A 22,336-nucleotide genomic window follows, 5' to 3' on the forward strand; every position below is an offset into this window, starting at 1 on the left:
AGGGCGAGCGCCCTTGAGTCAGTTTCATTAGATAAGTGATCAATTGTCATTTGCTTATTTGGTGCATTTTGCCATTATCTGCACTCTTTTTGTGCAGAGAGGGAGCAATGAAAGCTTATCTTGGCAAGATGCGAGGAGAGCCAACGGCGCGCCGCCCCGTCGGCTGGCAAGATGCCTGCTGGTCATGGCTGGGCGCTTTTACTGGCATGGCCGTTATATGCTGGCTAAGCGCCGCTTGGCTCTCGCAGCAGTTATTAATCGTGGGCTCCTTTGGGGCAACGTCGGTGTTAGTTTATGCAGCGCCTGAAAGCCCGTTCGCCCAGCCAAGCCATGTACTGTTTGGCAGTGTTTTGTCGGCGCTGGTAGGGGTGGGTTGCTACCAACTGCTGGGCGCGACGCCTATCTCGATGGCACTAGCGGTGTCGCTTTCCATACTGGTGATGCAACTGACACACACCGTACATCCACCGGGGGCTGCCGCTGCGCTGATTGCAGTAGCGGGTGGGGCGAGTGTCCACAAACTGGGCTGGTGGTATCCGCTGATCCCCATTGGCGCTGGATGCGTGGTCATGCTGGTAGTGGCCATCTTGGTGAATAATTTAGCGCGCCATCGCCGTTACCCACGCTATTGGTAGCGGTGTAGCTGCTCCTCAATGGCGAAAACGTGCGCATCGTCTGTGCCTAATTCGCGTAACGCCTGGGCTAAGTTCAGTAAGTAAGCTTTATTCGAGCCGCTCGGGCCATGGGAATGGGCAATTTGGTGTGCAATATCATCCAACGATGCCTCGCCCAGAAAGGCTGGGTTATCTTCAGTAGCTAAGTAAATTAGCCCTTCCGTTGTTGCCTTTGCCGCCTGCACATTGCCCCGCTGAGCTAGAAAAGTGAGCGGCACTTTTTCACGCAGATAGCCGTTCTTTTCACGTACATCTAGCGGTGCCAGCACGTCGGGTGTAATGCGGTACGCCATGCCGTGACATACTTCCCCTTGGGCACGAATCAGCGTAGCGACGCGCCCCGGTGCGTCCGGCGTGCCACGGTGATCGTGGGAGCCTTGCCAAAAACGTCGCGCCCAGCCGGTAATGTAGGCGGGCTGACGTTCCAAGTAGGCAAAGTCGGCCTTCCAGATCAGCGAGCCATAACCAAACAGCCAGATATCGGTATGGCCGTCGAAGAAGTTTCTTTGCTGGTTCAGGGCGGTAGTATCAAACATCGCTATCAAGCATCATGAGTACGGTACATCGGTTAAAGCGCTCATCTTATCATGCCTTTAGTGATGACTTACTTGACCATCTCCGGAGACCGACATGCGCGCTATTTTTCTCGTCGATAACGGCTCATTACGGCCTCAGGCAACCCATAATCTGCGCCGCGTAGCGTTTGCGCTCAGCCAGCAGTTAGGCGAAACCGTACAGGCGGCTTCCTTACTACACTCCAATAAAATCCCACCCGACGAGGTCGACGGCATCCCCGCGATGACTCTGGGCCCGGCTGCTGAGCGCAGTGCCGAGAATGGGGCGACAGAGATCATTGTGCTGCCGTTTTTCTTTGGCCCAAGCAAAGCACTGACGGGCTACTTGCCAGAGCGCATGGCAGCACTGCAGACGCGTTTTCCTCAGGTGAGCGTTCGGGTGGCCCAGCCGCTGGTGGATGAGCGGGGCAATAATGACCTGCGCTTAGCCAAACTGCTGGCCGACAACGTGCGCGATAAGCATCAAGCGGGAACGACGCCGCATGTGGCGCTGGTCGATCACGGTAGCCCGATTCCTGAAGTGACCGCCGTGCGCAACCGCTTAGCCGGTCAGTTAAGCGTGCTACTGGCAGATGAGGTTAGCTGCGTAGTGGCAGCCTCTATGGAGCGTCGTGAAGGTGACGAATATCGCTTTAACGAGCCGCTGTTGGAGCATTTATTGGATACACCGGAGTTCCAAGCAGGCCCGGTCATCTTAGCGATGCTGTTTCTCTCGCCTGGGCGTCATGCGGGGGAAGGTGGCGATATCGCCGAGATTTGTGAAGCCGCGGAACAGCGCCACCCAGGTTTGAGTGTGACAACCACCGCGCTGGTTGGCGAACACCCTGACATCGTCGCGATACTGCACGCACGGCTGCGCCAAGCACTTGATGGTGAACGTTTTCTACTCGAACTTCCGGCTACGCTAGACAATGCGCACTAGGTGGGAGGTGTAACGCTGCCCAAAGGCGCGTAGAATCGCGAGCCTTTGAATGCGCAATTACACTGTTAACCAGGGCTCACATCTTGATCGCAACCGCCAATATCACCATGCAGTTTGGGGCCAAGCCCCTGTTTGAAAATGTCTCCGTCAAATTTAATAACGGCAATCGCTACGGTTTGATTGGCGCCAATGGTTGCGGTAAGTCCACCTTTATGAAAATTTTGGGTGGCGAGCTTGAGCCTTCTTCCGGGCAGGTCATGCTGGATAGCAGCACGCGGCTGGGTAAGCTACGCCAGGATCAGTTCGCCTACGAAAATGAGCGAGTCATCGATACCGTTATCATGGGGAACGCTGAGCTGTGGAAAGTGGCCGCCGAGCGCGAGCGGATCTACTCCCTTGCAGAAATGAGTGAAGCGGATGGCATGGCGGTGGCCGACTTGGAAGTACGCTTTGCTGAGCTTGACGGCTATACCGCTGAGTCTCGCGCCGGGGAGCTACTGCTGGGGCTAGGTATTCCCATTGAACAGCACACCGGCCCGATGAGCGAAGTTGCCCCTGGCTGGAAACTGCGTGTGCTGCTGGCCCAGGCACTGTTTTCCGACCCGGATGTGCTGCTGCTCGATGAGCCGACTAACCACCTGGATATCAATACTATCCGCTGGCTGGAAGATATTCTCAAAGCGCGCAGCAGTACCATGATTATCATCTCCCACGACCGCCACTTCCTGAACAGTGTGTGTACGCACATGGCGGATCTGGATTACGGGGAAATTACCCTGTTCCCCGGCAACTACGACGACTACATGACTGCCGCCACTGCTGCCCGCGAGCGCCAGCACTCGGATAACGCCAAGAAAAAAGCCCAAATTGCCGAGCTTCAGCAGTTTGTTAGCCGCTTCTCGGCCAACGCCTCCAAAGCCAAACAGGCCACTTCACGGGCGCGCCAGATCGACAAAATCAAGCTGGAAGATATCAAGCCTTCGAGCCGGGTTAGTCCGTTTATCCGCTTTGAGCAGAATAAAAAGATTCACCGCAATGCCGTGAATGTAGATGCCATTACCAAAGGCTACGACGATGAGAAGCCGCTCTTCGAGCGTTTCTCGATGACCGTAGAAGCGGGTGAGCGCATTGCTATTATCGGCCCCAACGGCATTGGTAAAACCACCCTGCTGAAAACCCTGGCGGGTGATTTACACCCCGATGCCGGTGAAGTGAAGTGGACCGATGCGGCGGAAGTTGGCATGTTTGGCCAAGATCACACCGACGACTTTCCTGTTGATGCCACGCTCTTCGAGTGGATGAGCCAGTGGACCAAAGGCGGCGAGCAGGTGGTGCGCGGCGCGTTGGGCCGGATGCTGTTTTCCAGCGACGATATTGGTAAATCGGTGAAGGTCATTTCCGGTGGCGAGCAGGGGCGCATGCTGTTTGGCAAGCTAACGCTCACCAACCCGAACGTGCTGCTAATGGATGAGCCGACCAACCACCTGGATATGGAATCGATTGAGGCGCTGAACTTAGCGCTGGAGAACTACCCAGGCACGCTGATATTTGTCAGCCACGACCGCGAGTTTGTTTCCTCGCTGGCCACGCGCATTATCGATATGCAGCCCGAGGGCCTTGTCGACTTTAGCGGCAGCTACGACGACTACCTGCGTAGTCAAGGCGTTGTTTGATCGCTAACCGATCAACCAATAATGTGTGTGTAAGTCGACTCTGAGGCGGGTTGCTGCTCGGCATCGAGTAAGTTGCCGCTAAAGGTTTCGTTTAGCTCTTTGGCGAGCTCTACATAAACGTACATCTGCTGATTGCGACGTTTATGTAGCGGCGGCTTAACCAGCAAGCTAATCCCACGAATGGGTTCGTGGGTCTCGCCTTGCAGTAGGTCGGGCATTTCTCCAGGTGGAAAGGCGTTGGCGATTGTGATTGGGTTCGAGGGTTGTTTGCCTTTGATAAAGAAAACCTTTTTGACCGCATCATAGCTGGCTTCTTTTCCCCGTAGCCATTCGGTCAGGCGTTCGTCTGTCGTCGCATCGGGGTGAGAAAAAATCACAAACAGAGAGTGCTGCTTTACTTTCGCTGTGCGCTTGGCGGGCACCGGTTCTTCTGGTTCAGGCGAAGGGGGCTGTGGTTCTGCTTTGGGTGCTGGCGGCGGCGTGGCGGCCTTTGCTTTGGCGCGGCGTTGTTTGGGAATAACCACATAAACGAAAATAGCCGCAGCCACGACCCCCAGCACTAATGAAGCAATAGCGAGCAAGAACGGAAGTGAAGTGGTGTCCATCTCATTGAGTCCTATCTGTCGGCGCTTAGGCCCTATTATTTAGTCGTAAAATAGCGGCATTCAGTGTTAACGCAAGCGCCACCCAAAGCCAATGAGGAATACCAGTAGAGTGAACAGCGAACTGAGCATGACTCACCAGTATATGCAAACTAAAGAATCAATAGCCTAGCAGCGTTTTGGCGTGTTCAGATATAAAAAAGCACCACCTAAGTGATGCTTTTCATTCATAAGGGTTCTGGCTTGGCAAGAAATCTAGCCAATACGATCGTAGCCGTTATCCATAAACGGATAATCGGTGTAACCCTTTTCATCGCCGCCGTAGAACGTTTCATGGTTCGGCTCGGTAAGGGGGGCATTCACTCGGAAGCGTTCCGGCAAGTCGGGGTTAGCGATATAAGGTCGACCAAAGGCCACGGCATCGGCGGTGTTTTGATTAATGCGTGACTCCGCGCGTTCTGCATCATAGTTGCCGCAGTAAATCAGGCTGCCGTTAAAGCGCTCGCGCATTTGCTCGCGAAAGCCGTCAGGGAAAGTGATATCGCCACCGATCCAGTTAGGCTCGTTTAAATGCAGATAGGCTAAGCCGCGTTTGGACAGTTGTTCCGCCAAATAGAAAGCCATGGCTTCAGGTTCATCATCGGTCAGGCCGAACAGTTCGATAAAGGGCGTCAAGCGAATGCCCACACGCTCTGCACCGAACACCTCAATCACCGCATCGACCACCTCTAGCGGGAAGCGCGCGCGGTTTTCCAACGAGCCGCCGTACTGGTCGGTGCGCTGATTGGTGCCGGTGGCCAGGAACTGGTTAAGCAGGTAAGCGTTAGCCGCGTGGACTTCCACCATGTCGAAGCCTGCGCGTTTGGCGCGAACAGCGGCTTGGCGGTAGTCATCAACAATGCCTGGGATCTCATCGGTTTCCAGTGCCCGGGGCGTGCTGGTAGGGTGCTGACCAGCGGTGCCGTCTTCAAATTCAACAAAGCACTGAGCGCCTTCACCTTTTAACGCGCTAGGGGCAACAGGCTGTTGTCCATCCGGTTGCACCATTTCATGGGACACACGCCCAACGTGCCACAGCTGCAGCGCGATACGGCCACCTTTGGCATGCACCGCATCCACTACGCCTTTCCAGCCAGCTTCTTGTTCATCCGTCCAGATGCCAGGTGTATACACATAACCCTTGGCTGTGGGGGAGATGTTGGTTGCTTCACTAATAATCAGCCCTGCGCCTGCCCGCTGGCCGTAATAGGCTTCCTGCAGGGTGCCCGGCACGCTATCTGGAGTGCGCGAGCGTGTCAGGGGAGCCATGATGACTCGGTTTGGAATCGACAAGCTACCTAACTGAAGAGGGGTGAAAAGCGCTTCATACGCCATGAACAGACTCCTTTTTGAAGCGGTCAATTAAATCGTGGCGAACAGAATAGACCAGTTTACTAGTAAATGCTAACTCAGTAATTGCCAGCCGCTACGGCGCAGTTATGGGGTAAGGTTTTTGAAGGCAAAACATAGAGGGCTCCGCAGACCAGTGTGAAAAGGCAACGAACAACCCACGCCATTAAAGAGAAGGTTGCATGCTTGCTAATTGCATTTACAGGCACCGTTCTACATCATGAGGTTAACTTAAATGTTATAAGGCTTAACACGTGTTATATGACGCCAACCAAACGCCTGAGCAAGCCGCTCGGGACAAGATAGATGGGCGCTTGCGGGCATGTGGTTGGCACGTTCAAGGCAAGGGCTCGCTCGACTTCAATACTGATTTAGGCATCGCCGTACGTGAGTATCAGACGCCGCTTGGCCCCGCTGACTATGTACCGAAAGTAAAGAAACGGAAGCAGCATGGCGCCTAATAAACTTCCCATCAACATCGATGACTTACTCCACCACCGCACAGTGGAAAGCGAGAGAGTTGAGTATAAGGAAGGCTGGAACCCTGAATCCATCCTGCGTACCTTGTGTGCCTTCGCCAACGACTTTCACAACCTGGGCGGCGGTTATGTGCTGGTCGGGGTTGCGGAAGAGAATGGCCAGCCCCAGTTGCCGCCTGCTGGTCTGTTACCTGAACAAATCGATGCCATCCAAAAAGAGCTGTTAAACCTGGGGCATTCGGCCATTGCGCCGCATTATCATCCGCTAACCGCTACCTATGAGATTCAGGGCAAAACTATTCTGGTCCTGTGGGCCCCAGGTGGGGAATCACGCCTTGAGTAAGAAGGGTGATTGGGCCTATTACCTGCGTAAACATACCAGCACGGTCAAAGCATCAGTCCAGGATGAGCGCGAGCTGTTAAGCTTGGCGGCAACTGTGCCCTTTGATGATCGCTATCGCCAAAGCGCGGACTTAAGTGATCTTTCGCCCTACTTGATGCGTGATTTTTTGCACGATATTGGCAGTGAGTTATTGGCTGAAGCCCGCGAGCTGGATATTGAAACCCTGGGGCGCAGAATGAACGTGGTGGGTGGGCCAAGTGAAATGGCCTTTCCCAAGAATGTCGGCCTACTGTTTTTTAATGAGCAACCCGAGGGATTTTTTCCAGCCACTCAGATAGACGTGGTGTACTTTCCAGATGGTGCTGGTGGTGACCATTTCGAAGAAAAAATTTTCAAGGGCCCGCTGGGCCGCATCACTCGCGATGCCTTGGGCTACATTAATCGCAACTATTTAAAAGAGGGCGTAACCAAACACGCTGATCGACCTCAGGCGGAGCGTTTCTGGAATTTCCCGCTGGCTGCCATTGAAGAGGCGGTGGTGAATGCGGTGTACCATCGTTCCTATGAAATTCGTGAACCCATTGAAATACGTATCGATGGCCAAGAGCTGGTAGTGCTGAGCTTCCCTGGGCCAGACCGTTCTATCCGCTTACAAGACCTGCAGGCAGGCAAAGCAGTCTGCCGCCGCTACCGTAATCGGCGCATTGGCGAGTTTTTAAAAGAGTTGGATTTAACGGAAGGCCGTTCAACGGGCGTGCCAAAGATCCTTCGAGTCATGAAAGCGAACGCTTCTCCAGAGCCGATATTCGAAACCGACGATGATCGCAGTTACTTTGTCATTCGTTTGCCAGTTCACGAAGGATTCCTGGTTGATACAGCGGCAGTAGCCGAAGTCACCCCCGAAGTCACCCCCGAAATGTTACGCCTGCTGGGGGCGTTGGAGGGTGAGATGGGGAGAGTAGATTTAATGGCGGCCTTGGGGCTGCAAGATGAAAAGCATTTCAGAGAACATTATCAGCAAAACGCCATTCAACAGGGGTTAATCGAGATGACGATCCCTGATAAACCCCGTAGTCGTCTGCAAAAATACCGATTAACCGTTTTAGGTCAGCGAGTGCTGGCCATCAAGAATATGCATTAATGAACACTGCCCCTATTATTTCCAAGATCTGGAGCTTCGGTACCACGCTACGCGCAGCGGGGCTTGTAGTATTTGTTGTCTAAAGGCCTTTCAACTTCTCTTCATCCAAGGCCAGCGGCGTTTGGCTGGTATGTTGATTTGCTCAATAGCGTTGGTCAGCGCCAGCATGATGGCGCTTAACTGGCGGTGGCAAACGGCGCTGCTCAGCACGCCGGGGCACTGCTTGAGGAGTAAGTCACACTGCTGTGAGGCAATGAATATTTGCTCGGTGACGGGAGGGGCGAAGAGCGGCTTCGCTTGCTGGCTGCAGCGGGTTAGTTCCCGTGACAGTAGGGTGAGCATGCTGGTGTCTAGCCAGCAGGGCAGCGGGTCGTCTAGCCGACCGGCAATCGAGTGTTGCACTGCTTCGAAAGAGGTGCGTAAAAAAATCAACGTTTGGCGAAGCTGGCGCTGTTCACTAGTCATGGTACTTATCCATAGTACTTACTCTTAGTACTTATCCATAGAACTTACTCATAGAGCTCATTCATAGTACTTATCGTTACCTCAACTGATCGTCACCTCAGTTAAATGAGATCATGAAAAGATAGTGTTTCTCATTTGCATCTTTGGTGACGATAGCGCTGGTTAATCGTACTGTCAATCTTGGGCTATAAGTGTGGTTCTCTATTCGCTACTTATCCATTGCCTGATAAAGCTGCCAGTCGTTGTTAGTGAGTGGCTTGGCGCCGTGTTGAGTGACCACCACGGTATCACTGATCCCTACGCCCCACTGGCCAGGAACGCGTAGGCAGAGCGGTAAGTGGAAGACCATGTTCTCTTCGAAGGGACGATGCAGGCCTTGGGCAATATAGCCGGTGCCTTCAACCCAACTAGGAGGGAACTGTGCACCCACCGCGTAGCCAAACACCCCCGAAAAGAATAGTTGATCACGGGTAGGTGCCAGCAATGCATCCGCTGCCTTCGCGGCATCATCAAAGGTGTGGCCTGGTTTCATATGGCTGCACAGGGTCTCGAACAGCGAGCGGCACAAGTCGCGGGTGGCGGTTAACTCGGTGTTAGGTTTTCCAGTCACCGCTGTGCGCATCATCGGCGCGGTATAGCGCTGGTAAGCGGCGCCAAATTCTAAAAATATCGGTTCATTGGGCTGTATGACGCGACGCTTGTGGTTCACGTGAATCATCCCGATGCGGTGTCCGCTGGTCACGATAGGCTGCAAGCTCATGAACTCGCTGCCGTTTTCTAGCAGTGCTTTAGCACCGATAGCGGCAATATCGTTATCAGTCATGCCTGGGCGAATAGCGGCCATCGCAGCCTCTAAACCTGCCGCAGTGATTCGTGCACTTTCGCTGAGCATTTCAAGTTCGGCGCTACTTTTAACAATGCGAATCGTATCGAGCAGGTCGCCTGCTTCACAGAAGCGCTCTTTACCCACCGAGCGGGCCAGCGCGTCCATCACGCCCACTCGCAAACCGCTGCTCCAGCCATCAATGCCAATTTGCTCGCAAGCAGTGAGTAAGTCCGCGAGCGGCGTGATGATCTCATCCAGGTTTTCCCATCGGTAACCAATGATTTCATCGACACGAGCGGTGACCACTGCTGCCCCTGTTTCAATGGATGCCACCTGCAGTACCAGCTGTGTAGGTGTGCACACTAAGCAGGCGTGAACCGATACCTCGAAGGTGTGATAGCCGGTTAAGTAGTTAATGTCGGCAGGGTCGGTGAGCAGTAAGGCATCTAGCCCGCGTTGTGTCATTGCATGGCGCACTTTGTCTAGGCGCGTTTGGTATTCGGCAGGTGCAAAGGGCAACTCACTTTGGGCAAGCGTCTCGGCAAGGGCGGTGCGGTAGTGTTGATAATCCATAGCGGTCTCCGGTGGGGGCTATGGTGAGTATAGGCAGCTGCTCTAGCGTTACGCCGCTGTGGTTATCAACGCTAGCAATAGTAGCGAGTTGTGCCTCAATCGTACCCGGTAATACGACGCAAACAGGAAGCACGTGGCCTCGCCCTCAATGGGGGCGGTGCATAAAAACGTGTGGTGATTATTTTCAGTGTAGTGGTCGTGTGTTTTATATCCTGGTGTTGCTTTTTTAATAACATTTATCTTATGGAAAAAGGTGTTGTTCGCCTCTATAAGCCCATTTAATGCTGTTGCTTGCGCATTTGCACGTCGGTCTATATGATCAGATTGGTTAAAATAATCAACAAAAGGAAGGTGGCAAATGCAACCTCAAGCGTCTTCTGGTCATGTCGCGTCTTACTACGCGGCATCGTCAAACTCCACATCTCAAAGGCCCATGCTGGAGGGGGATGTTGAATGTGATGTCTGTGTCGTGGGGGCTGGCTTTACGGGCATCTCTGCAGCACTACATTTGGCGGAGCGTGGTCATCGGGTAGTGGTGCTGGAGAGTGTGGCGATTGGCTTTGGGGCGTCCGGGCGCAACGGTGGCCAGATCGTTAATAGCTATAGCCGTGATATGGATGTTATCGAGAAACAAAACGGCGCTGAAACCGCTCGGGCGCTGGGTGCGATGGCATTTGAGGGTAACCAGATTATTCGTCAGCGCATTGAAAAGTATCAGATCGACTGCGACCTAAAAGAAGGCAACTTGTTTGCTGCTTGTAACAAGAAACAGTGGCAAGGCTTAAAGGAGCAAAAAGCTTTATGGGAGCGCTACGGCCATCAGAAACTTGAGCTGTTGGAAGGTGAAGAGGTCAGACGAGAAATAGGCAGCGATCGTTATGTGGGTGCGTTGGTGGATCACTCTGGTGGGCATCTTCATCCTCTCAATTTAGTGTTGGGGCAGGCGGCAGCGTTGGAGTCGTTAGGTGGCAAGATTTTTGAGCACTCCCCCGTGACTCGCGTGGAGCACGGTGAACCGGTGACGCTGCATACCCCCAAGGGTCGCGTGACCGCTCAACGGGTCGTTATGGCTGGCAATGCCTATTTGCAAGGGTTGCTACCCAAGCTGGAAAGCAAGGCAATGCCGTGCGGCACCCAGATTATTACCACTGAGCCGCTGTCTGCAGAGTTAGCAGCACGATTACTACCTAACGATAAAGCGGTAGAGGATTGTAATTATCTCTTGGATTACTACCGCCTGACCGCCGATAACCGTTTGCTGTATGGCGGCGGAGTGAACTATGGCGGGCAGGAGTCCGCCAGTATTGAGGCAGCTATTCGACCGAAAATGCTGTCTACCTTTCCAGAGCTTGGCGATGTCCGCGTCGATTACGCCTGGAGCGGTAACTTTTTGCTGACACTCAACCGCCTGCCGCAGTTTGGCCGCATTAATAGCAACGTTTACTACGCCCAGGGGTACTCTGGCCACGGGGTAACGTGCTCTCATCTGGCTGGCAAGTTAGTGGCAGAAACGATTAGCGGTGAAGAGACGCGTTTTGAAGCTTTTGCACAGATTTCCCACCTGCCAATGCCCGGCGGACGGCTGTTACGTGTTCCGCTTTCCGCGATGGGAGCGTGGTTCTACGCCATGCGTGACCGGCTGGCTGTTTAGCGCTGATTAGTTTGAGGATTGCTTGGAAGCGGGCTGGCGAATACGTTCGTCAGCCCGTTTTTATTTGCCACGGATGCTCACGGATAACACGGCATAAAAAGCTAATAGAAGGACGGGGATAGCAGCATAAGATAGGCAGAAGCAATAAAAGAGAGACGCCGAGCAGCGCCTCTCTCTATTCTCTTGGTGGGTTCTATTGGTGGTTTATCAGCTTATACGTGGCGCAGGTACCAGTCATACTCCATGGCACTAACTTCGCGCATGGTTTCGGCGCGCTCTGCTTGGCGGTTGGCAATGAACACTTCAATAAAGTCTTCGCCAAGCTGTTCGCCAAGTACACGGTTGTTGCTTAACAGGTGCAGCGCTTGGGTCCAGCTGTTAGTTAGCTGGGGTGCGATTTGGTCATAGGCGTTGCCGATGATTGGCTCCGCAGGTGTAGTCTGCTGAGTTAGGCCATGGTGGATAGAGGCCAGTACGGTGGCCAGTAACAAGTAGGGATTAACATCGGCACCCGCTACGCGGTGTTCTATGCGCCGCGCTTCTTTTGGCCCGGCGGGAACGCGTATGGCCACAGAGCGGTTATCGTATCCCCAGGTAGGTGCCAAGGGCACATAGAGTCCTTCCTGAAAACGGCGGAACGAGTTGAGGTTGGGAGCCAGCAGTGCCATGGAGTCTGGCATCAGCTCCAGCAGTCCTCCTACGGCGTGTTGCAGTGCGGTGCTCTCCAGCGGATCGTCGCCGTTTTCGGCAAAGATATTGTGTCCGTCACTATCTACCAGACTAACGTGAACATGGGTGCCGCTACCCGCTTCTAAGCCGTAAGGCTTGGCCATAAAGGTAGCTTCAAAGCCGTGCTTTAATGCAACGCCCTTGATCAATCGCTTGAGTAGTACTGAGTGGTCGCAGGCACTTAACGCATCATCTGTGTGAATCAGATTGGCTTCAAACTGGCCGGGTGCACACTCTTTCAATACCGTATCCAGCGGCAAGCCTTGCGCCTGGGCGGCACTCTGCAAGTCATTGATAAACTCAGCGTACTCGTCTAGCTCAAGCACCGAATACAGCTGACTTTGAGTGGCTCGCTCGCCGCTGCAGGGAGACTGCGGTGGCTGAATCAAGTTTTCTTCGTCGCGTAAACGATCAACCAGATAAAACTCTAACTCAAGGGCGACGACAGGGGTTAAACCACGCTCGGAGAACTGCTCAAGAATGCGCCGCAGAATCTGGCGAGGATCGGCAAAAAATGGCGCGCCGTCCATCTCCTCCATGGTCATCAATAGCTGGCCATACTGGTTGTTATTCATCCAGGTGACCGGATTGAGCGTGCCGGGAATGGCGCGACATACGCGGTCGCCGTCGCCGCTGGAAAGCCCCAGCCCCGTCTCTTCAACGGTGTTGCCATTGATGTCCAACGCAAATACCGAAGCAGGCAAATAAATGCCTTTTTCAAACACTTTGCCAAGGTTATCGCTAGGGATGCGTTTACCACGAATGACACCGTTAAGATCACTGATTAACAGGTCAATGCTGGTGATCTCTGGGTGACTGTCAAGAAAGTCCGAGGCTACGTTTTGAGCGTCTGTGTTATTGGCAGAGGACATACGTTGTACCTTATTTTTATGCCGTTTTAGTTGTGTTTCTGCTAACAGTATCCTTGCTTCGGCAGCCGCTTGTGTCAAATATTTAATAACAAAAATAGTGTCATTATTTTTTGTCGGTAACAGATGTGTTTTTTAATTCTTTGTTTATCAATGATTTAATATGTTTTTTCATAAAAATACTATTTTGCTATTGGAAAATAAAACAAGCCACGCTATGTTGAAGTGACTGTTGAATAAAACATAACAACTGACAAAGTGGTTTGACTATGCAAGCAACGCATTCCCCACGCCCACTGGTGGGTGTTATCGCCTGCTGCCGAGAAGTGGAAGGCCATCCCGCGCAGATAGTGACCGATAAATTCCTGCAGGCGCTTTACCACTACGGCATCACGCCGGTGATTCTTCCTGTGTTAGCCGCCGATACATTGACGCCCGAGCAGCATGCTGAACAGGCCATTGCTCTGTTGGGCAGCCTGGATGGCTTGCTGCTAACTGGCAGTTATACCAACGTCGCTCCTGACCGCTATGGTGCAGAACGCGCCCCAGAGAATACCCGTGCTGACGCACGGCGCGATGAAGCGGCACTTTGCTGGGTGCACGAGGCATTACGTCAGGCGTTGCCTCTATTTGGCATTTGTCGCGGCTTTCAGGAAATGAATGTCGCCTTTGGAGGCACCCTTCATCAGGCAGTTCAAACGCTACCAGGCATGCTCGATCATCGTGAGCCGCCCGCTGACGACATGGCGGGCCATTATGCGCCCTCTCATACGGTAAAGATCCGCCCGGATGGCGCCCTGGCGGCGCTCTATAGCAGCGAGCATGCTGAGGTGAATTCACTGCACCAGCAGGGGATTGATCAGCTTGCACCAGGTCTGGATGCAGAAGCCTGGGCACCTGATGGATTAGTTGAAGCGATTTCGGTGCGCGACGCGGCTGCGTTCGCCCTGGCTGTGCAGTGGCATCCGGAGTGGCGTCCTAAAGAACATCCTTTCTATGACGCACTATTTCAGGGGTTTGCGGCGGCCTGCCGTCAGCATCGTACCCAACGCGCCGCCCAGCCAGTTAATAGCTGAATGCTTGTTGCAACGACTTGAACAGGAGCCGACCTATGCAGACCCAGGACTATCAGGCGTTGGATCGCCAACACCACCTTCATCCATTCACTGACTTTAAATCACTTGGCGAAGAGGGTAGCCGCATCATCACCCACGCCGATGGGGTATACATTTACGACAGCCAAGGCAATCGTATTCTTGATGGTATGGCGGGTCTTTGGTGCGTCAATCTCGGCTACGGCCGGCAAGAGTTGGTGGATGCCGCCACCGAGCAGATGCAGCAGTTGCCGTATTACAACAACTTCTTTAAAACCACCCATCCTCCGGCAGTAAAGCTGGCCGCTAAGCTGAGTGAGCTGGCACCCGAGCATATCAATCATGTGTTCTTCACGGGTTCCGGGTCTGAAGCCAACGATACCGTGCTGCGCATGGTGCGGCGCTACTGGGCGATCAAAGGCAAGCCGGAGAAGCAATGGGTCATCTCGCGTGAAAATGGTTATCACGGCTCTACTGTCGCGGGCATGAGCCTTGGTGGCATGGCGCCGATGCATGATCAAGGTGGCCCGTGTGTGCCGGGGATTAGCCATATTTGCCAGCCTTACTGGTTTGGTGAAGGGCGCGACATGAGTCAGGAAGCCTTTGGCAAGCAGTGTGCCCAAGCGTTAGAAGAGCAAATTCTGGCGTTAGGTGAAGACAAAGTGGCGGCGTTTATTGCTGAGCCGGTGCAGGGTGCAGGCGGTGCAATCATTCCGCCGGACAGCTATTGGCCAGCGGTGAAAGAGGTGTTGGCCAAGTACGATATTCTGTTGATTGCCGATGAAGTGATTTGCGGGTTCGGGCGTTTAGGCGAGTGGTTTGGCAGTACTCACTATGGCTTACAACCTGACCTGATGCCGATTGCCAAAGGGTTGTCGTCGGGCTATCTGCCCATTGGCGCGGTGCTGGTGGGAGATCGCGTGGCCGATACGCTGATCGAAGACGGCGGTGAGTTCTTCCACGGTTTTACTTATTCCGGCCACCCTGTGTGTGCAGCGGTTGCGCTTAAAAACCTCGAATTGCTGGAAAGTGAACGGGTAGTCGAGAAAGTCCGCGATGAATTGGGGCCCTATCTGGCTAAGCGTTGGCAGGAACTGGCTGAGCATCCGTTAGTGGGTGAAGCCCGTTCGTTGGGCTTGATTGGGGCACTAGAGCTGGTCGCCGACAAGCGCACCGGTGAACGCTTCGATAAGTCTCTTTCCGCGGGCAACTTGTGTCGTGATTTGTGCTTTGAGCATGGCCTGGTGATGCGCTCAGTGGGCGATACGATGGTGATGTCTCCGCCGCTAATTATCACTCGCGATGAAATCGATGAATTGGTCAGTAAGGCACGTTTGGCGTTGGATAAAACCGCTGAAAAGCTGGCGATAACACACCCTATGGAGAGTGCATAATGGCGGCAGATACACCGAAAACCCTCGCCGACTGGCAATCAAAAGCCGCATCACTGAGCTTTGAAACGCGCGCTTTCATTAATGGTGAGTTTGTCGCTGCCGCTGATGGTAGCACGCTGAGCAGTATCAACCCTGCCACCGGACATGTTCTTGCTGAAGTAGCCAGCTGCGATGCGCAAGAGGCTGAGCTTGCAACGCAAGCAGCCCGTGCAACCTTTGAAAGTGGTGTCTGGTCGCGTTGCCACCCGAGTAAGCGTAAGCGGGTGCTACTGCGTCTAGCCGAGCTGGTAGAGACACACCGCGATGAACTGGCGCTGTTAGATACGTTGGACATGGGCAAGCCGATTTCCAGTTCGCTAGGTGACTTGGCAGGCACCGTCGCCTGTCTGCGCTATCAGGCGGAGTGTATCGACAAGCTTTACGGTGAAGTGGCTCCTACTGGAGATCGTGCGCTAGGGTTGGTGCTGCGCGAGCCAATGGGCGTTATCGCTGCCATTGTGCCGTGGAATTTCCCACTAATGATGACGTCGTGGAAGATTGCTCCGGCACTGGCGGCAGGCAACAGCGTCATTCTCAAACCGTCGGAAAAATCACCTTTGTCAGCGCTGCGCTTGGCCTACCTTGCCAAGGAAGCGGGTATTCCCGATGGCGTCTTTCAGGTGCTGCCAGGGTACGGCCATACGGTGGGCAAGGCTCTGGCACTTTCCATGCAGGTTGATGGTCTGGCGTTTACCGGCTCCACCGGTGTGGGTAAACAGCTGATGCAGTACGCGGGACAATCCAACTTGAAACGCGTGTTTCTGGAGTGCGGTGGCAAAAGCCCCAACATCGTTTTTGCCGACTGCCAACACCTTGATGCCGTCGCCCAAAGCGCTGCGGAAGCTATTTTCCACAACCAAGGCGAAGTCTGTATTGCCGGTTCGCGCCTGCTGGTGGAAAACAGCATTCGCAAAGATTTTGTGGCTCGCGTAGTGAAAGCTGCTGAGCACATGCAGCCGGGAGACCCGCTCGATCCGGGTAGCTTCATGGGTGCCATGGTTGATGAAGCGCAGTACCAACGAGTACTGGCGTATATTCGCCAAGGCGAAAGCGAAGGCGCCACCCTGAAACTGGGCGGCGAGCCTAGCGATTCCAATGGGTATTTCCTGCCGCCTACGGTCTTCGATGATGTGACTCCCGAAATGCGTATTGGCCGCGAAGAAATATTTGGCCCTGTGCTGAGTGTGTTTGGGTTCGACAGCGAAGAGCAAGCCATTGCTCTGGCCAATGACAGCGACTACGGCCTTGCTGCCGGCGTTTGGAGTCAAGATATTGACCGCATCATGCGGGTCTCTCGGCGGCTGCAATCCGGTCAGGTCTATGTGAATAACTGGGCCGGTATCGATCAGACCGTTCCCTTCGGCGGTGTTAAGCAGTCGGGCAATGGACGCGATAAATCGCTTCACGCGCAGGAGAAATACTGTGAAGTGAAGACGGTATGGATGTCGCTTAGCCCTTAAAACATCTTTACCACGTATTGATTTGAGTCATCCACAGCGCCAGACGCCGCCGTATAAGCGGTGGCTCTGGCCATGGCTTCCCTGTGCCTGAGCGCCGTATCAGAAAGGTAATAACAATCTCTGCGATGGTCTCTGCAATGGTCTCAGCGATGACCAGCACAAAGGTTTCTAACGCGGTTACATCACTATCAACACCAACAACAAGCAAATGCTGAGTGAGGACATTATGTCGACCGACACCACTGTTAAGGAAGATCAGGAAATACCACGGCCAAGTTTAAAAGCGACCATGATCCCCACTGTGTTTATGGCAGCATCTTTGGGTGTATTTATTGGCTACTTCGAAACGGATCCGCACTTGCCGCTGTTTTTAAGTGCGATTGTGGCAACGGCGGTGGCCCTTGCGACAGGTAGCCGCTGGAAACAGCTTGAAGCGGGCATCATGCGCTCTATTGGCCTGACGACTCAGGCGATTGTCATTCTGATCATTATCGGCACCATTATTGGCTACTGGATTGCCGGTGGAATTGTGCCCACCATGATCTATTATGGCCTGAGCATTCTGGCACCGGATTACTTTTTGGTCGCGGCGTGCTTAATCTGCTGTTTGGTATCGTTGGCTGGTGGTAATGCCTGGACGGCGGCCGGCACCATTGGTATCGCCTTGATGGGCGTCGGTGAAGGGCTAGGCCTTAACCCGGCCATGGTCGCGGGAGCCGTGATCTCCGGCGTGTATTTTGGTGACAAGATTTCTCCGCTTTCCGAAACCACCAATATGGCGCCGGGTGTGGTTGGTGTCGACCTGTTTGAACACATTCGCTATATGCTCTACACCACGGTTCCTGCGCTAGCGGTTGCTCTGGTGCTTTACACCATTATCGGCCTGAACATGACGCCTTCCGGTGATGGCGCGGCACAGGTAAACGAGTTACAGCAGAGCCTCAATGAGCTGTTTATCATTAGCCCCTGGCTGCTACTGGTGCCAGCGGCCGTCATCGTGATGATGATTAAGAAAGTACCTGCCATTCCGGCACTTTCTATCGGTTCGCTGATGGGAATTGTCTGTGCAATTGTGGTTCAGGGCGTCCCGTTAGGCGATAGCTTTACTATTTTTGTGGAAGGCTACGCGGTAGACACTGGAAACGTTACGGTGGACGACCTGCTAACCAACGGCGGCGTTAGCGCCATGATGTGGACGGTTTCGCTGATCATTATCGCGATGAGTTTTGGCGGGATTCTTGAGTCAGCAGGGTTCTTTCGCACCATCGTGGAAAGTCTGCTCAAACTGGCCAAGACCACTGGCAGCCTGATTGCTACCACAGTGGCAACATCAATGGCCGCTAACGTCGTAGGTTGCGATCAGTATCTCAGTATTATTCTGCCTGCCCGTATGTATGCCAGCGAGTACAAGCGTCGCTCGCTCAAACTGAAAAACCTGTCTCGCACAGTGGAGGATGCAGGCACCATGACATCACCCCTGGTGCCCTGGAATACCTGCGGTGCCTTTATGTTTGCCACGCTTGGGGTCAGTGCCTTTAGCTACGCGCCCTACGCCTTTCTGGCGCTGCTGAGCCCGATGTTCGCGATTATTTATGGCTTTACCGGCTTCCGTATCGCCTATGAAGATGGGGCGAAAACGGCAAGCGCCGACTCGGAGTTGGCGGGAGTTCGTAGCGCCTGAGTGGAACATGATGATTGAGGCTGATCAAGACGATTATTTTTTCATAACGCCACGTTAATTGAGAGCTTACCCCACAGCCGTGGGGTTTTTTTTGCGCTATTATGTGCCCGTCAATAGACCGTCAACGTAATTTAATTTACTTATTGATAGGGAGTGAAAAAAGCATGTCGGATGACGTGGGTGCGAGCTTGCGCTCCTTGCGCAAGCAGCGAGGGATTTCGCAGCGTGAACTGGCAAAGTTGTGTGGGGTGACCCACTCAAGTCTTTCGCTAATAGAGCAAGGAAAAGTTAGCCCATCAGTCAGTTCCCTGAAGAAAATCCTAAACGCATTCTCTATGAGCGTCGGTGATTTTTTTACGATGGATCTTGATAGTCAGGAGCAGATTTTCTATTCGGCGGATGACTTGGTTGATATCGCATCCGGTGATATTTCCTTCAAGCTTGTCGGGGCAAATCGGCCTAACCGTGCGCTGGCGTTTATGGTTGAGCGATATCTGCCGGGGGCTGACACTGGGCAAGCCATGATTACCCACTACGGTGAAGAAGCTGGCTTTGTTGTAGAAGGCGAGATCGAAATCATTGTGGGGAGCACCGCCAGGCGCTTAGGGCCGGGGGAGTCTTATTATTTCAAGACAAGCGTTCCACATCGTTTCCGAAATATTAGTGATGCCCCCTGCAAGATAATTAGCTGCGCTACGCCCGGTAAGGCGTTCTGATATTACTGGTTTGCATTGTGCGGCAATTGTCGCAGTAATGGTGGCGTGCACATAGCTTGGGCACTGCCCAACGTTAGCGGGTGAGTAGAAAGAGCCCTTGCAGGAAATAGAAACTCCCAATACCGGTCACGATCCAGCGCGTCCAGATGCGGAAGTTGGCATCAGTGAGGCGCTGCAAAATACGGTTGCCGGTGTGGGTGCCAAAAATCGCAAACGGCGCTGCTAGCAGCACAATACCCCATTCGCTGGTGCTAAGCGCCATGGCTGCGCCCAGATAAAAGAGAATCTTGATGCTGTGAGCCACTACCTGAATCATCGCCTTGGTGGCTACCACTTGTCGTCGATCCATTTGGGAGCGCACAAACAAGATATCAATTAGTGGCCCAGAAACCCCCGCCGCAATGGTAAGGCTCCCAGCGGCAATGCCACAACCTAGCGCGTGGCTGGCGCGATTAGCATCTAAGTGAAACCAACGTTTGGGAATCCATACGAGTATTGGCATTAAGCCAATGAACAGGGAAACCGTCGCGGCATTGGGGCTATAGCTGAACAGCAGCAGCAAACCAGCGGCGATCAACACGCCCAATGTCATCAGCATAACAATTCGCCAGACGATAAAGCGCCGCGACAACCATGCTCGCGATCCGTTAGACGTGAGTTGAATGACCCCGTGTACGGCCATGGCAGTCCCTGCAGGAAACATGATCAGCAGAAACCACAGCATTACTAAGCCGCCCGCCATGCCAAATACGCCAGACAGCATCGATGTCAAAAACACGACACTAATTAAGGCCAAGCCACTCATTAGAGACATGGGTGGGGCCCTTAACTACGACAAAACGGCCAGACCTGATAAAACTTGCGGCACTTAAACTCTGCTTCGCAAGCGTTGAGCTGCGCTTGATAACGGTTAGCGCGGGCAGCCACTTGGCTGCCTGCGCGCAGCACGTGGGGTTTACTGCGATAGGAGCCTCGCTGATAGCCACCTGCGCCTTCATGGTAAGCGTAGTAAAGGTGTTCAGGGTTACTCAGCGAGATACCTGCCTGCTGCTGAGAACGGCGGTTATACCAGCCAATAAAATCCGTAGCGTGCTTCATATGGGTTCGGCGGGCAAACAGGCTGCCCGCTTGATCCTCATACTCCTCCCAAACGGGGTCTTGGGCCTGGGCATAGCCTTTGGCGGAGGAGGGGCGTGGGCCGGGGATAAAGCCCAGGTAATACTTGCGGTCTGGGCGCACATGACTGCGAAATGAAGACTCCTGCTGAATAAATGACATCTGCGTGGCAATCGGTGTGCCCCATTTCTCTTCGGATTCCTGGGCATAGTCATACCAGCTTGGCTGCTCACGAAAGATTTCACAGATATTGCTCTGATCTTCCGGCGGGCTAGGTGCAAAAATTGCGCAGCCTGAAACTGCCAGCACGGCGCACAGCACCATCAATAGGCGAAGCGTTGAGAGAAGCACCGAATTATCAACAGGGTGGCGCATGGCAAAATCCTTGTGAATAAGTTTTTTTAACTAGGCATACAGTGTGATGCTCAACACGGTCTAAGCCTACCTCGCCTAGCGAAGTAGTAACTCTAAACAGCGCCGCAGCCGTTGGGCTTCACGCACTAATGTCTCTCCCGATAGCATGCCCACGCCCATTACCAATCCTGTCCGTGAGTCCTTGTCAGCGCACACGGGGCTTAGCGGGCGAACAATTAAGTGTTCTTTGAGCAGTGCTTGGGCAAGTGCTACATCATTAACCCCAGGCTCAAACTCAACGCACAAGCTAATCGCGCTAGTCGGGGGGGACACATTGCGTACTTTGGGTAGTGAGCTAAGCTGGTCGTGCAGCACCTGCTGACGACCTAGATAGTCGCGCTGGATGCGGCGACACCAGACGTCTAAGTCACCATCAAAAATAAACTGCGCTAATACCGCTTGATCAAGCATACGGCCTTCGCGAAACAACTCGCTGCGTAGGCGGTTCATTGGACCTGCCAAATGGCGTGGCACCACCAAATAACCAAGCCGCAGGCCGGGAAACATCATTTTAGAGAATGAGCCTACCAGTAAATGGCGTTCCGAGTTGGGATCAAACAGTAGGTTAGTGTGATCGTCGCGAGTGAATTCGTAATCGTCTTCAACGATGTAGGTGGGCGATAACGCATCGCAAAACTGCTGCTTATGAGCAGCGCGTGTGGGCACGCTGAGCGGATAGTGATGAGAGCCGGTCAAATATGCGAGCGCAATATTGCCGGTCGTCTGCGGTAACACATGCCCACTATCGGAAAACCAAGGCAGCATCTCAATCGAAAGCCCTGTGGCTGTGAATACGTTGCGCGCCCCCCAATAGCAGGGCGACTCCATCGCCACGGTATCGCCCACATCGGCCAATGCCATGGCGCATAGCTCAATACCGTTATGGGTACCATCGGTGATGATGATCTGCTCAATGTCACAATGAATATTGCGCCAGCGCGCCAGAAACTCCCGGATTGCACGCTTAAGCGGCCCATAGCCACCAGTAGAGTAAGAGAGCAGTAAGGCATTTTGCGGCACGGTGACGCTGGCATACAGCTGACGCCACTTGCGCATTGGAAACTGGGCGATATCCGGTATGCCAGGCACAAAGGCACCGCTTTGAACGGTGCTGGCGCCAGGCCAACGCAACACTTGTTGAGCGCGTTTTGAAAGTTGAACGCTGGTTGATGTGGTCGCGACAGAAGTTTCCTTCTTACAACTCCAAGTGCCCTTGCCATGAAACGTCGTTAGTAGGCCTTCTTCAATGAGCGAGGCTATGGCACGGGACAGTGTGTGTCGCGCAACGCCCAACGTTAATGCCAACTGACGGTGCGACGGCAATCGAGTTTGGTTTGGCCACGCCTTAGTAACCGCCTGCCTCAATGCCTGCTCCAGTCGTACTTGTTTGCTTAAACGCTCAGGTTGCTGGGCATAGTGTTTTACAAGCTGCTGTAACACGTCCTGGCGGTCCATTCACATCCTCTTATTGTCATGATGCTTCCCGTTTAGATAGTAAAACAGAAAAGTGG

Annotated in this window: 21 protein-coding genes; 12 read left to right on the top strand and 9 right to left on the bottom strand. The window is 53.6% G+C overall.

Annotated features, from left to right (window positions below; genetic code table 11):
- Positions 1-107: 107 nt before the first annotated feature.
- A complete protein-coding gene (locus CEK60_RS20550) occupies positions 108-635 on the top strand; it encodes an HPP family protein (RefSeq protein ID WP_089040590.1) in 528 nt (175 codons plus the stop codon).
- On the opposite strand, the gene CEK60_RS20555 is transcribed toward CEK60_RS20550, so the two are convergent.
- Positions 626-1,210 (bottom strand): gamma-glutamylcyclotransferase, encoded by a 585-nt coding sequence (locus CEK60_RS20555; protein WP_038478724.1) that lies wholly within the window; start codon positions 1,208-1,210, stop codon positions 626-628. The genes CEK60_RS20550 and CEK60_RS20555 overlap by 10 nt on opposite strands.
- A gap of 94 nt (positions 1,211-1,304) precedes the next feature.
- Here CEK60_RS20555 and CEK60_RS20560 point away from each other — a divergent pair, with 94 nt between their 5' ends.
- Complete coding sequence (locus tag CEK60_RS20560) at positions 1,305-2,171, top strand: sirohydrochlorin chelatase (protein WP_089040591.1); 867 nt, start codon at positions 1,305-1,307, stop codon at positions 2,169-2,171.
- Positions 2,172-2,254: 83 nt separating this feature from the next.
- On the top strand, positions 2,255-3,844 hold the full coding sequence (locus CEK60_RS20565) for an ABC-F family ATPase (protein ID WP_038478718.1): 1,590 nt from the start codon (positions 2,255-2,257) through the stop codon (positions 3,842-3,844).
- An 11-nt stretch (positions 3,845-3,855) separates the two neighbouring features.
- On the opposite strand, the gene CEK60_RS20570 is transcribed toward CEK60_RS20565, so the two are convergent.
- Positions 3,856-4,449, bottom strand: coding sequence for a cell division protein ZipA C-terminal FtsZ-binding domain-containing protein (locus CEK60_RS20570; RefSeq protein WP_089040592.1), 594 nt, complete (start codon positions 4,447-4,449; stop codon positions 3,856-3,858).
- 252 nt (positions 4,450-4,701) lie between these two features.
- Positions 4,702-5,820, bottom strand: coding sequence for an alkene reductase (locus CEK60_RS20575; RefSeq protein ID WP_089040593.1), 1,119 nt, complete (start codon positions 5,818-5,820; stop codon positions 4,702-4,704).
- Between the two features lie 269 nt (positions 5,821-6,089).
- On the opposite strand from CEK60_RS20575, the gene CEK60_RS20580 reads away from it, so the two are divergent.
- Genes CEK60_RS20580 through CEK60_RS20585 form a run of 3 tightly spaced genes read left to right on the top strand, consistent with a single transcriptional unit; the run spans position 6,090 to position 7,798 of the window.
- Positions 6,090-6,296: a hypothetical protein gene (locus CEK60_RS20580; RefSeq protein WP_089040594.1), complete on the top strand. Its 207-nt coding sequence runs from the start codon at positions 6,090-6,092 to the stop codon at positions 6,294-6,296.
- On the top strand, positions 6,286-6,657 hold the full coding sequence (locus tag CEK60_RS22445) for an AlbA family DNA-binding domain-containing protein (RefSeq protein WP_198361406.1): 372 nt from the start codon (positions 6,286-6,288) through the stop codon (positions 6,655-6,657). Before CEK60_RS20580 ends, CEK60_RS22445 begins: the two co-directional genes overlap by 11 nt.
- Positions 6,650-7,798, top strand: coding sequence for a Fic family protein (locus CEK60_RS20585; protein ID WP_198361407.1), 1,149 nt, complete (start codon positions 6,650-6,652; stop codon positions 7,796-7,798). Before CEK60_RS22445 ends, CEK60_RS20585 begins: the two co-directional genes overlap by 8 nt.
- 90 nt (positions 7,799-7,888) lie before the next feature.
- On the opposite strand, the gene CEK60_RS20590 is transcribed toward CEK60_RS20585, so the two are convergent.
- Together CEK60_RS20590 and CEK60_RS20595 are read right to left on the bottom strand one after the other, a co-directional pair.
- Positions 7,889-8,263 (bottom strand): hypothetical protein, encoded by a 375-nt coding sequence (locus CEK60_RS20590; protein WP_089040595.1) that lies wholly within the window; start codon positions 8,261-8,263, stop codon positions 7,889-7,891.
- A 208-nt stretch (positions 8,264-8,471) separates the two neighbouring features.
- Positions 8,472-9,662 carry a M24 family metallopeptidase gene (locus tag CEK60_RS20595; RefSeq protein WP_089040596.1) on the bottom strand — a complete coding sequence of 397 codons (1,191 nt, stop codon included), beginning with the start codon at positions 9,660-9,662 and terminating at the stop codon, positions 8,472-8,474.
- Positions 9,663-10,020: 358 nt separating this feature from the next.
- Between CEK60_RS20595 and CEK60_RS20600 the strand changes: the two genes are divergently transcribed.
- On the top strand, positions 10,021-11,313 hold the full coding sequence (locus CEK60_RS20600; RefSeq protein WP_089040597.1) for an NAD(P)/FAD-dependent oxidoreductase: 1,293 nt from the start codon (positions 10,021-10,023) through the stop codon (positions 11,311-11,313).
- A gap of 212 nt (positions 11,314-11,525) precedes the next feature.
- Here CEK60_RS20600 and CEK60_RS20605 read toward each other — a convergent pair whose 3' ends face one another.
- Positions 11,526-12,914 (bottom strand): glutamine synthetase family protein, encoded by a 1,389-nt coding sequence (locus CEK60_RS20605; RefSeq protein WP_089040598.1) that lies wholly within the window; start codon positions 12,912-12,914, stop codon positions 11,526-11,528.
- A 266-nt stretch (positions 12,915-13,180) separates the two neighbouring features.
- Between CEK60_RS20605 and CEK60_RS20610 the strand changes: the two genes are divergently transcribed.
- From CEK60_RS20610 to CEK60_RS20635, 5 genes are all read left to right on the top strand, one after another.
- Positions 13,181-13,987 carry a gamma-glutamyl-gamma-aminobutyrate hydrolase family protein gene (locus tag CEK60_RS20610; protein WP_038478694.1) on the top strand — a complete coding sequence of 269 codons (807 nt, stop codon included), beginning with the start codon at positions 13,181-13,183 and terminating at the stop codon, positions 13,985-13,987.
- 35 nt (positions 13,988-14,022) lie between these two features.
- On the top strand, positions 14,023-15,399 hold the full coding sequence (locus CEK60_RS20615) for an aspartate aminotransferase family protein (protein WP_089040599.1): 1,377 nt from the start codon (positions 14,023-14,025) through the stop codon (positions 15,397-15,399).
- On the top strand, positions 15,399-16,898 hold the full coding sequence (locus tag CEK60_RS20620) for an aldehyde dehydrogenase (RefSeq protein WP_089040600.1): 1,500 nt from the start codon (positions 15,399-15,401) through the stop codon (positions 16,896-16,898). Before CEK60_RS20615 ends, CEK60_RS20620 begins: the two co-directional genes overlap by 1 nt.
- Positions 16,899-17,124: 226 nt before the next feature.
- Positions 17,125-18,579: a Na+/H+ antiporter NhaC gene (gene nhaC / locus CEK60_RS20630; protein ID WP_089040602.1), complete on the top strand. Its 1,455-nt coding sequence runs from the start codon at positions 17,125-17,127 to the stop codon at positions 18,577-18,579.
- A 164-nt stretch (positions 18,580-18,743) separates the two neighbouring features.
- Positions 18,744-19,295, top strand: a complete 552-nt coding sequence (locus CEK60_RS20635; RefSeq protein ID WP_051626371.1) for a cupin domain-containing protein — start codon at positions 18,744-18,746, stop codon at positions 19,293-19,295.
- Between the two features lie 73 nt (positions 19,296-19,368).
- Here the strand turns inward: CEK60_RS20635 and CEK60_RS20640 are convergent, their stop codons facing one another.
- The 3 genes from CEK60_RS20640 to CEK60_RS20650 form a co-directional block, all read right to left on the bottom strand.
- Positions 19,369-20,109: a sulfite exporter TauE/SafE family protein gene (locus CEK60_RS20640; RefSeq protein WP_089040603.1), complete on the bottom strand. Its 741-nt coding sequence runs from the start codon at positions 20,107-20,109 to the stop codon at positions 19,369-19,371.
- An 11-nt stretch (positions 20,110-20,120) separates the two neighbouring features.
- Complete coding sequence (locus CEK60_RS20645) at positions 20,121-20,786, bottom strand: transglycosylase SLT domain-containing protein (RefSeq protein WP_198361408.1); 666 nt, start codon at positions 20,784-20,786, stop codon at positions 20,121-20,123.
- A gap of 75 nt (positions 20,787-20,861) precedes the next feature.
- Positions 20,862-22,280 carry an aminotransferase-like domain-containing protein gene (locus tag CEK60_RS20650; protein ID WP_089040604.1) on the bottom strand — a complete coding sequence of 473 codons (1,419 nt, stop codon included), beginning with the start codon at positions 22,278-22,280 and terminating at the stop codon, positions 20,862-20,864.
- Between the last annotated feature and the right edge of the window lie 56 nt (positions 22,281-22,336).

Source organism: Halomonas sp. N3-2A (assembly GCF_002216165.1).
Taxonomy (GTDB): domain Bacteria; phylum Pseudomonadota; class Gammaproteobacteria; order Pseudomonadales; family Halomonadaceae; genus Vreelandella.